This is a genomic window from Oscillospiraceae bacterium (assembly GCA_031265355.1).
Classification (GTDB): Bacteria; Bacillota; Clostridia; order Oscillospirales; family UBA929; genus JAIRTA01.
The window spans coordinates 1-11051 of the sequence record JAISCT010000021.1 but is presented as its reverse complement, the minus strand read 5'-3'; the positions used below and the strand labels follow the sequence as shown (position 1 = coordinate 11051).

The 11051-nt window shown below is 57.7% G+C and carries 6 protein-coding genes; 2 read left to right on the top strand and 4 right to left on the bottom strand.

All coding sequences use genetic code 11. The annotated features are described in order from the left end of the window. The 3 genes from LBK75_03070 to LBK75_03060 all read right to left on the bottom strand — a co-directional run. A partial coding sequence (locus tag LBK75_03070; protein MDR1157275.1) for an InlB B-repeat-containing protein occupies positions 1 to 4419 on the bottom strand: 4419 nt, incomplete at its 3' end. Positions 4420 to 4488: 69 nt separating this feature from the next. Further along, on the bottom strand, positions 4489 to 7764 hold the full coding sequence (locus LBK75_03065) for a hypothetical protein (protein MDR1157274.1): 3276 nt from the start codon (positions 7762 to 7764) through the stop codon (positions 4489 to 4491). A gap of 15 nt (positions 7765 to 7779) precedes the next feature. Further along, on the bottom strand, positions 7780 to 9519 hold the full coding sequence (locus LBK75_03060; GenBank protein ID MDR1157273.1) for a hypothetical protein: 1740 nt from the start codon (positions 9517 to 9519) through the stop codon (positions 7780 to 7782). Between the two features lie 471 nt (positions 9520 to 9990). Here LBK75_03060 and LBK75_03055 point away from each other — a divergent pair, with 471 nt between their 5' ends. Next, complete coding sequence (locus LBK75_03055; protein MDR1157272.1) at positions 9991 to 10236, top strand: type II toxin-antitoxin system RelB/DinJ family antitoxin; 246 nt, start codon at positions 9991 to 9993, stop codon at positions 10234 to 10236. Further along, a complete protein-coding gene (locus LBK75_03050) occupies positions 10229 to 10507 on the top strand; it encodes a type II toxin-antitoxin system YafQ family toxin (GenBank protein MDR1157271.1) in 279 nt (92 codons plus the stop codon). The genes LBK75_03055 and LBK75_03050 overlap by 8 nt, the downstream gene beginning before the upstream one ends. 57 nt (positions 10508 to 10564) lie before the next feature. Here the strand turns inward: LBK75_03050 and LBK75_03045 are convergent, their stop codons facing one another. Further along, positions 10565 to 10732, bottom strand: coding sequence for a hypothetical protein (locus LBK75_03045; GenBank protein MDR1157270.1), 168 nt, complete (start codon positions 10730 to 10732; stop codon positions 10565 to 10567). Positions 10733 to 11051 lie beyond the last annotated feature (319 nt).

Below are 11051 nucleotides of genomic sequence, written 5' to 3'. Positions count from 1 at the left end.
GCGCGTCGGGTCCGCGGGCTTTGTCGCGGCGCGGCCGCTCGTCACCGTCTGCGTCGCCACGGCGCTGCCGCCCTGGCTGTTGAAGGTCACCGTAAAGCTTGCGGGCGCACTGCTGCTGCCACCGCCGCCGAAGGTGATTGTGAGCTTTGTTTGCGCGAACATCCACGTCAAGATGTCGGGTTCGGAGTACGCCCTCTGCCATGTCCCGTCGTGGGGCACGCCCGGGTACTCCGTGTATTTGACAGCCGTGGACCCTGCTGCGACAAGCGCCGCGTACATATCGCGGGAAGCCTGTACGGGGATTGAGGTATCCGCGCCGCCATGAAAGATCCAGATCGGCATGTCAACCAGCAGCCGCGCGGCTGCCTCGGGATCTCCTGTTCCGTTGCTGGGCATGCCCGCCGCCAAAAGATCGGGATAATACATCATCAGGCTCCAGGCACCGAGGCCCCCGGCGGACAGGCCTGTGCAATACAGCCGGCTCATATCGACGCTGTATTGCGACGGCAGGTAGTTCGCGACCAGATCGTAAACGGCGGACAGGGAGGGGCCGATCGGATACTGGGAGAGGTCATAGTTCCCCTCTCTCCAGTTGACGCCCGTAGTCCAGCGCTCGCCGTCCGTATGATCGGCCTGTGGCGCAAGGATGATACAGGGGTTGTCTTCTTCCTCCGCGATGATCCTGTCCACAAGCTGCATGTTGGCTTGGATCTGCCGCAAGTTGTCCACAGGCCTTGTTTCCGAACCGCCTTCTCCGCCGCCGTGCAGGAAGATAAGCATCGGATATTTCCGGCTCGGATCGTAGTTTTCCGGCAGATACAGCCGATACGGCATTTCAAATGCTTTCGTTTCCCCTGTGGATGGATTTGTGTACGTATACGGGTGTTTTAGATCCAGCATGATGTCTTCCAGTTTGGGCGCCTTGACAAGGCCGCCGATGGCGGTTTGCAGTGCTTCGTAAGCTTGGCTGATGTCTATCTGGGCGGCGTTCTCTGTGTCCAAAACGGTTTTGGCGCTTGTCAACGTTTCTTGGAATTTCGCCCAAGAGGCGTCTGTGTATAGATTTTGTAACAAAAATTCGTTGTTGTTGCAAAGAGTTTGCAGCTGCGTTGCGCTATATTCTTTGACATGCTGCGCATAAACGGTGATATCCGTCGTGACTGACGTTTGAGCGGTAAACGCTGTACCGGTTCCGTCCTCTTTTGTGTTCCATCCGATGAATATATAATCATCTTTTACCGGATCCCTCGGCAGTGCGCCCACATTCCCGGCTCCGGCTAAAACGGCCATGGATGTGGGGTTTGCCGCAAACTTGGCGTCCTGGCTATCGTATTTCACGATCTTGATATCGTCCGGGCGTTTTGTCCAAAGATAATCGTCAACGAATGTCGCGAAGATTTGGTGCCATGTCTCGAAGGCGTGTGCGCCAGGCACACAGTTCGGACCCACATAATAGAGGCCGGATTTGTCCATTCGGGCTTCAAACGCTTCGTTGCTACGGCTGGAATTGTCAACGTCGGTGGGGTTCCTGACCGGATCTGGGGAGAAGCGGTTGGTGTCCCACAGACCCGCGCCGGACATGACAAGCGGTTTGTTCAGCGCATCGATGTCGTACAAATCCCAATCTGGATCCAACAGATAGCTGCCGCTCAGCACGGCGTAGTAACCAAACGAACCCGTGTGCTTCAGGAAAATATTGGCTGCGTTCTGGCCGCCCATCGACTCACCGCCGAACGCGCGGTCCCCGGGGTTTTTTGAAACATTGTACTTTTCTTCAATCGCGGGGACGACGACCTGCAACAGGTTGTGATTCACAACGTCCCAGTCGGTCTGATCGGCGTAAAATCCGTCGGCGCGATTGAATTTGTAATACGCCCTGTTGTTCACAGCTACCACGATGGCAGATTCCGTCTTGCCCTCCGCTATCAGGTTGTCCATGATCTCGGGAACGACGCCGTCATTCATCCACTCCATTTCGTTCATGTTGTTGCCATGCGCCATGTAGATGGTCTTATACGGCTCCGTCCTGTTGGCGTCGTAGCCGTAGGGTAAATAGACCGCAACGCCTTTATCAATGTCTTGCTCTGCGGACAAGCCGTCCAGTTTCAGATATTCGATTGTCCCCTTTTTGCCGTCTGTCCGGGGCATGACATAGGATCGGTCATGGTCATAGTCGGAACCCGGAGCCTTTGCTTGTTTCATAGGATCATACGGCATAAACAAGATGCTGTTAGCACCTTTCGCTCCCGTCTTATCGTTCTGCCTCGGTGGATTGGCAGGATCCGTGAATGTGCTCCCCCAGTTTGCCCCGTCATTGGTACTGGTCCGATACGTATACAGGTATGCGCCGCTAGGCAGCGGTATCGTGGCCGTCCAAACATGGCTGCCCGACTCCGTTTCTGCCATATCTATGTATGCTTGGCCGCCAGAATACAAGCCCGGCCGCCACGCCTCCGGGTAGTACAGTTTGCCTTGGATCATGGTCGGGGTTTCTTCAAAGAAACCAAACTGCCGGCTGCCCACCTGTACGGCATTGACACCCGGATCCGCCTCATACACAAACGTCGCCTTGTAGCCGGTGGGACCGTCGGGATCGCGCTCCACCGTCACTCCTTCGGGCATGACAATCTCCTTTGTCTCCGGGTCGCGGGCAAACTGGCGCATGAAATCCCAGGCGATTTGCGCGTTGGGTGTGAAGTGATCGTGATCCATGTTTTCCCAATACGACAGTCGGATCATGTTCACCCCGTCGGCATTGTAAAAGTCTGTGGATTGCCCCGTGATGCCGTACGGCGTGGTCAGGGTGCGCACGGCGTTCGGATATGCTTCGAACCGATAGAATGTGTTTGTGCTGCTGCGCGCATACTTCGGGCTGTCCGGGTTGCTGTCGGGAAGTGCTGTCTCGGTTGTCCCGTCGAATCCGGCGGGCAGCGCGATGTTGTTCATGGCAAAGGCGCTTGTGATGGTGATAAAGTTGTTGGGCACAGTCATCAGATATGTTTGCACCTCGCCCACTGTCACCGGTCTCGCCGTATTGATGTCGTGTTCCATCGTGTGATACATGAAGGGGATCCGGGCGGTCGTCGTGTCCGGATTGTACTTGAAGCTGTTGTACCCGAAGGAGAAGGGCACAGCAGCCGCGAAGGTTTGGATCGCGGCGTCGTCCACCAGCGTATTGCTGATCGCGCTGCTGCCCGCTGAAAATCCGGTGACATAGACCCGGGACGGATCCACGGGGTAATTTGCGATCATCTCGGCGGCCAAGGCCAGGTTCAAGTCCTTCGTGGTCGTCTTGGGCGACGCGACAATGAAACGCTCCCGGCCGGCCAGCGCGACCCAGCCGTTGCTCTCCGCCTCAAAGACTTCATGGTCGCCGCCGCCGTGCAGCACCAGCACCAGCGGGAATTTCTCCGTGCTGCTCGCCTCCAGGGCCTCCTGGGGGATCCACTCATACCAGCGGTTGTTTGCGGCCTCATTCTTCACCCGCACCACGAGGCCGAGTTCCGCCGGGTTTGGCCGGGGCATGAGCGCAAAGACCTCCGGCGTGTCCACATCGTCATACGCGCGCGTCGTCAGCGGGGCCCGGGTGGTGTAGCGGAGCATGCTGTCCCAGGCGTCCCGAATGGCGTCCTTATCAAAAGCCGTCAGGGCGGCCGGATTGACCATCACTTGCTGCCTGTCGTTGGTCCCGTTGTAGTATACGATCTTGCCGGATACCGTCTTGGTCCGATTGGTTTGATTGACGCTTTTATAGTAGTTGACGGCGGCGGCGGCGCCGGCGATGTACGCGGGCAGCGGCACGCCGGAGGCCGGCATCGCGGAGCCGTCGCCGCCAAACGTCGCCACGCCGGCGACGCGGTTGGCGTTCTGAGACAGCTTGTTGTGGATGAACGTCGCTCCGCTGCCTTCGCCTATGGCGTAAATCAAGTTGAAGAATGTGAGTTTTTTGATGCTGCCGCTGGTGCTATTGTTGTACCAAATGCCTCTCAACAGGGTATTGTATACGGCAATATCCGCATCGCCCCAATCCGTTCCTGCGGGCGTGGCCAAGAGGATCGCGGCGTGTTCCGCCTCCGCGAATTCAATCAGCCCCAAGTTCGACAGCAGCGCCTCCGCCGCCGCCTCGTCGGCGGGCCGCGTGTTTGGATATACAAAAATGACAGGCGTCATCATCGGGGTGGGGTCGTTGAGCGCACTCGGGGTATACAGATAGGTACGGCTGCCGTCCACGCCGACATCCGCCACCGTCTCAAACGTGCCGGGCGCCTGATTGGCAGCCGCTATGGCCGCCTCCTCGGGGGCCGCGGCAGCCGCAGGGCCTGGGATCGCGGGCCCTGCGGACAAGCACATGACGCTGACAAGCAGCAGCGCAAGGGCGCGTTTGGACACGTATCGAGACGCGCCTTCTTTTGCTTGCATAACCTCCTCCTCCTCTTTACTTGAAAATGCGGCATTATTATACCGCCACAACCATTTTTTCACAAGGCATTAAATAGACTTATAGACTTTGCCTTCCCACAGCCGATCCAAAAAGAACACAAGGTTTTTCGGCCAGCACATCCAGTCGTGGCCGCCGTTGGGGTAGAGCCCTCGGACGGTTTCGACGCCCTTCTCCCCCAACGCTTGGATCAGCGCTTCGGACGTGATGACGTGCCGTTTGTCCTGTGCGCCGGAATCTATGATGATGTTGACCTTGTTTAGCTCCGCGACGGCGCCGGCGCTCAGCGTGCGGATCACGTCTATGGGCTTGTCCGCCGCACCCACGGGGAATTCCGTGTTGTCGGTGGGCACGTCCTGCGGCGCCCAGACGCCCCATGTTCCGTATTGCGGGAGACTCGGATCCTTCCCCGCGTCCACCATCATGTCCGCCGCGATTCGGCCGCCGCGCGACAGTCCGGCATAGGCGCGGTCCTTGACCTCGGTGGAGGCGTGGTACTTGCTTTCCAGCAGCGGGATGACATAGTCCCTCTGTACCTGTTCCATCACCAAAGCGGTATTGCCGCCTGTGCCGGTGCTGCCAAAGTTGACCGCGACCACGAGGGTCTTTGGATCTATCCTGCCCTCGGCAATCATATGATCCATGATGTTGGGCATGACGCCGTCATGGGTCCAGTCGCGCTCGTGGCCGCCGCCGCCATGGCTGAGATAGAACACTTTGTAGGTGGTCGCGCCGCTGTCGTCATACGCCGGCGGCAGATACACGCCGATATCCACATTGGGGTTCGAACCGGCCGTCGTCACCCCTGTTATGCGCTCAAACACAACCGTGCCCTGCTTCGCGGGGTCGTCTATGGGCAGTTCGATGGAGCGGTCGTCGTCCTGCTTGTCCGGATCGAACGGTACGTAAACCGTGCTGAAGTTGGCGTAGTTGCCTGAGATGGGGTTTTGCAACGGCAGATTCGCCGGATCCAAGACCTTGGTCCCCGTATTGGTGTTGATGTACGTCACGCTGCCGGCGTTGGTCGTAAGCGTGCTGTCTACATAGTAGCAGTACTTGAACGCGCCGCTGGGCAGCGGGATTGACACCGTCCAATACGCATCGTCTTTGGTCATCTCGGTGTAATATTTTGTGTTGTTGTACCTGTTGTTGTTATTGGCTTGGACATGCATGGGGAACATGCCCTTCTCCCACTGATACGGGGTAAACATTTCGCCGAAGTATGTGTTTCCGTCTGTTCCCGCCGCATAGGAGGATGCCGGCTCGTAGTCCTCTTTGGCAAACCACATGCAGTCGCCAAAGAACCTTACGTTTTGCGCCGTCGCGTTCTTGTACACAAATGTCGCCTTGTAGCCGGTGGGACCGTCGGGATCGCGCTCCACCGTCACTCCTTCGACCATATCATAGCGCAGCGTCAGGGTAAGCGCCTCTTCCAGCGGCGATGTGTCGCCGTTCCAAATGAACGCTTTCGCCGTTTTGCAGGCGTTTTCTTTGTCCGCGTAGCGCGTTTGCGGCACGCCCTTGGCAACGCCGGCACTGTCCACACGGATCAGCCTGCCGGCAGCGTTGTACTGGGCGATGAGCAGGACAGCGCCCTCCGTGATCTCCGCCCCGGGGTCGTCGTACCGCGCGCCGAATTGCTGCCCGTTGGAGACATCGGTGAGCGCATACGGCCCTGTAGGCCCGGCCTCTTGGTACAGTTGGTCAACCAGCGCCGTCATGTAGTCATTGATGACGCCAATCTGATAGTTGGCCTTTCGATAGCTGTTGTTGTTTTGGGCGACGTCGTCGGGGAAGTAGCTCTGACCGCTGTTCGTCTCGTACGGCCAGCAGTGGTTCACCACCAGGACATTCGGAGCTTTTGCGTTGTCCCGCATGGCGACACCGATGCCGTTGTACAGCTCGCCGGGACTGCCCGCGAAGGTGATGTCCCCCAGGCGCAGTACCGTCAAGTACATCACTGTGCTCGTCGCGCCGTCTTTGTTGGGAACGTCGGTCGTGCCATACGCGCGGCTTATAGGCATGCCTGACTGGTACTCCTCGATGGATGTAAGCGCCCGCTTTACATCCACGTATTGGATAGAGGCGTAGTATGTACACGCCTGGAGCAAGCCGCCCTTCATCGTGAGTTCGACGGGCGCGCCGGCTTTGAAAGCCTTCAAGCCGACTTCCATGTCGTACGGAGCGGGATAGTTCATACAGTTGCGAAGGACAGGGTTCTGGTCGCCGGCGGCGCCGCTTAACCATAACGCCACCGCGCCCGGATGATTGTACTCCACGTACTGGGACACCTGGCCCCCGATGTCGGGATGCACGGCGGCGTTGCCAACGACGATCCCGCCGTCCGCGACCGTCGCGTTCTCGACGTATTCGTAGGTTTCGCAATACGCCACGTTCAACTCGGCCGGGCTGCCCGGCACGATATCGTCCACGTCGTCATGGCCGTAGTCGCCCCTTGTGATGGGCGCAGCGTTCACCGTGTAGTTGATGCCCTCGTATCCGGGATTGAAGTAATCATTGGCGTACAGAAGCACGTTGTGCATGGCATAGTGGACAATAAAGGCTATGGGTTCTTTTGTGTCTTTGCTCCGGAATTCCAGGGTTGTCAGTGTCTTGTCCGAAGGTCCCTGGCCGTTGAAGCCCTCCGCCGTCTCGGAGTTCGTCCCGGCAAGGGTTGTAAATTTCGTGTCGCGGTTGACGTTAATATTGCTCTGCGTAACGGCCATGCCCACTTCCGCTTCGGCCATGCCGGCGATGGCATCTCTGGCGGCCCCTACCAGTTGCTTCTGGCAAAGCTTTGCCCATCGGGAATTGTTTTGATTGGAACGATCTCCCAAATTGTTCGCGACGGTATCTTCCCGGATCGTCAGCGCCAGGCTGTTCGACCAGTTCTCCGCTTTGTTTTCCGGTACGGAATGGGTGTGGGTGGTGGACCAGAAGATATGCTCCACCGCCACGCCTGTCTCGGCGGCGACCGCATCCATCATGTCCGGCACATAGGGGCCTTTGCCGGTATCGAAGCTCACCATCAGATATATGGGACCGTCGTCGTTTTGCATCGCGATGACGCGGACGTAGATGCGTTCCGCCGCGCCGATGAAGGCATAGCCCCTGCCGCCGACGCCGCCCCATGTGATCGGGTACATGTCGGCCGTCGGGGTGATGTCCTTCATGCCTGCGCCGACCTTCAAGACCGTTGATTTTTCTTGCCCCGGATTCGCCTGCGTTTCCGCCGCGGCGGGGATGTATCCTATCATCATGCAAGCCGCCAATACGACGACGAGAAGCCTTGCAACAGGCATTTTGTTTTTCCAAATACGCTTCATGCTAACCATTCCTCCTTATCCTTTGTATGCCTGCGCCTCGGATGCCGCCGCATTGCTTGGATCCGCTTTGGCGTACAAGCTTTCCAGCAGATCGATCATCGCGCCGTTGATCGCGCCCGCCGGATATTTCACGCTGTTGCCCCATTGATAGCTGTCGTTCCCGATGGCAGCGTCGTCGGGGTAGTACCCCCGGTAACTGCTCTCCTCGGCTTTGGTCCAACAGTGGTTCACGACCAGCGTATTCCCATGGGGGACCCATGGGTTCAATGTCGAATTGTCCCGCATCGCAACGCCGATGGCGTTATACAATTCACATGGAGTCCCGGCGAAGGTGATGTCGCCCAGGCGCATGACGGTCAGGAAGATGGGCACGGTTCCGCTTACGCCCTCGATTTTATCAACCGAATCTGACCCCCATGCGAACCCGATCGGCGCATTGCTGGAAAAATTATCCTTCGCGCCGATGTCCGCGACCGCCCGCAGCACGTCCGCGTACTGGATGGCGGCATAGTATTCAGCCGGTTCGATTTTACCGCCTTCAACGGGGATCTCAAGCACCGCCCCGTTGTACGGGCTTTCAAAGTTCATTGTGTTCCGGAAGAGGGGGTTCTGGTCGCCGGCGGCGCCGCTCATCCAAAGCGCCACAGCGCCGTCGTATTCCTTCTCGATGTACTGGGAGACCAAACCGCCGATATCGGGGTGGATGGCGGCGTTGGCGGCGGTTTCTTTCGTGCCCGGATTGCCAAACATGTCCGGCGTATTCTTTTCGTAGGTGCGGCTATACGCCACGTTCAGTTCAAGCTTTGTGCTCAGCTTCGTGTTATCCACGTCGTCTTTGACGTATGTCCCTTTCTCCACGTCCTTCTGTCCGGCCACCCGGACGCCATGGACGTCGTTAAAAACGGGATTGAAGTAGTCATTGGCATATAGCAACACATTGTGCATGGCATAGTGGGCGATAAAAGCGATGGGTTTCTTGTCCCCGGCTCTTTCGCGGAACTCGACGACTGTCAATGTCTTGTCCGAGAAACCCTGGCCGTTATAGCCCTCTCTTGTTTTTTGGGCGGCCTCTTCGAGCGTCTCGTACTTGGTGTCGCGGTTGACGTTAATGTGGCTGTCCGTATAGCCGATGCCAACTTCTGCCTCGACCAGGCCGGCGACGGCGTCCCGTGCGGCTTCCACAAGCTGCTTCTGCAGCATAACGCCCCACCTGGCTTTGTTCCTGGCGTCTATCTGCGACAAGGTGGATGTGTCTAAAATCTCATTGTTTAAGGCGTTCGCCCAGGTTGCGGACGTGATCTCGGGAACAGAGTGGACGTGAGTCGTGGACCAGAAGATATTTGTCTCCGGCACGCCTGTTTCGTGGCTGAGCAGGGGGATCATATCCGGCGGGTAAGGACCTTTGCCGGTCTCGAAGCTGACGATGAGAGATATTTTCTCAGGATCGCGTTTTCCCTCTTTGCCGTCGTTGCTCACCGCGATGACGCGCACATAGACCCTTTCTTTCGCGCCGATAAAGACAAAGCCCCTGGCGCCGTTTCCCCATGTCATGGGGTACATATCGGACGTCGGAGTGATGTCCCGGATACCGGCGCCGACCATCAAGCCCTTCTCTTCGCCGGGGGCGCTGGGCCCGTAGTTTTCCGCGGACGAGGCGACGGGGATCATCACAATTGTCAGGCAGATCGCCATCAGGATGGCGGCAACGCCGACAAGGCGCCATTTTTCCCCACTTGTGTTCATACTCGCTTTCATTGGTCCCTTTTCCTCCTTAAAAATTTGTATTTACGCCGCAGTGTGACCGCCCGGTCACGCTTCGTTCTGTCCGCGGCGGACGGGAACCCCGGGGCAAGACCGTCTGCACAAACGGCCCCGCCGGCGGCCGCCTCCTCTGCACACAAAAGCGCCCGCTCCGCTTCCGGAAGTCTCCCTCCCGCGCGAAACCCATTGGGCCGCAGCCCTTTCAGCACTTCCTGCGCTTAGAAATGAAATGCGGTATTATTACAACACATCAAACACTTTTCCACAAGTCGACAGCGCAAAAACAGCAATTGTGCCCCTAAATTCATAAGAAAGCCCCTTGCCCGACCATTTGATGTCTGCTAGGTTTCTTATCTTTCGAGAGCAAATCGACGCGTAATCCGCTGTCCAAGTGAACGCCTTATCCTCAAAACGTTTGTTGACATTGCGGTGAATATGCGGTATGCTAGTGCTGAGGTGGTTGAAATGTCTGCGAACACGACGTACAACATCCGCATTGATGCCCACATTCGCAAGGAAGCCGATGAGCTCTATAGGAGTATGGGTTTGTCGCTCTCATCGGCGGTGAACTTGTTCCTTACGCAGTCGGTGATCCAGCGACGGCTTCCCATCGATGAGATCATCGCCGAACCCCTTGGCACACCGCCCGCCGCCGATGCTTACCGCGCCTTTGAAACTTGGGAACAGGCAAAGGAGTGGTTGGATGCTTAATCCTGAATTGTCGAATCAGTTCAAGCGAGATTATGGCTTGCTGGTACGACGGGGTTATGACATAGCGAAGCTCGACGCCGTTATTGTATGCCTCCTGAATCAAACTCCGCTCGAACCTCGCCATCGCGACCACCTGCTCAAAGGGAATTGGCGCGGTTATAGGAGCTGTCATATCGCCGACGACTGGGTACTGGTATACCTGATTGACGGTGACCGCCTGAAACTGCTGTTGTCCCGAACAGGGACGCACGTTGACGTTTACGGGGTATAGACGACAGCAGCGAAACCCGCGATTTGCGTTAGTTTCGATCCCTTTTTACAGGTCTATTCATACCCCGGCTAGCCGTTTGAGCGCGGCAATGCCACTCACAACATGGCCGCCCTGATAGACTTCGCCCGCCCACAACGCGCCGTCGCCCGAACCCAGCGCCGCCGCGTACCCGTCCAGCGAGGTCATGGCCGTCAGAGGAAGGTTTTCGCCGTCCCATCTGCACAACCGGCTCCGCCGGCGGCCGCCTCCTCTGCACAAAAAAGCACCCGCGGCACCAAGGTTGTTTTATCTCGGCTGTGTGTATATCCTTTTCGGGGGCAACGTGAACGCAAAAAAACCGCGGAGCCTTTGCATCTCAAAGACTCCGCGGTTTTTGTGTTTGGCCTTTCAGCCCGATTTAGATTGTCCTCACAAATTGCGCCCAAGCTGTCGCCGCTACTCGGACGCACCGCGCTTGGCCTCCAGCTTGCGTTTTTGCTCCGGCGTCAGGTCAATGTCGCTTATCCACGTTTCCCATTGCGAGTCGCGCATCGTCCGCTCCTCG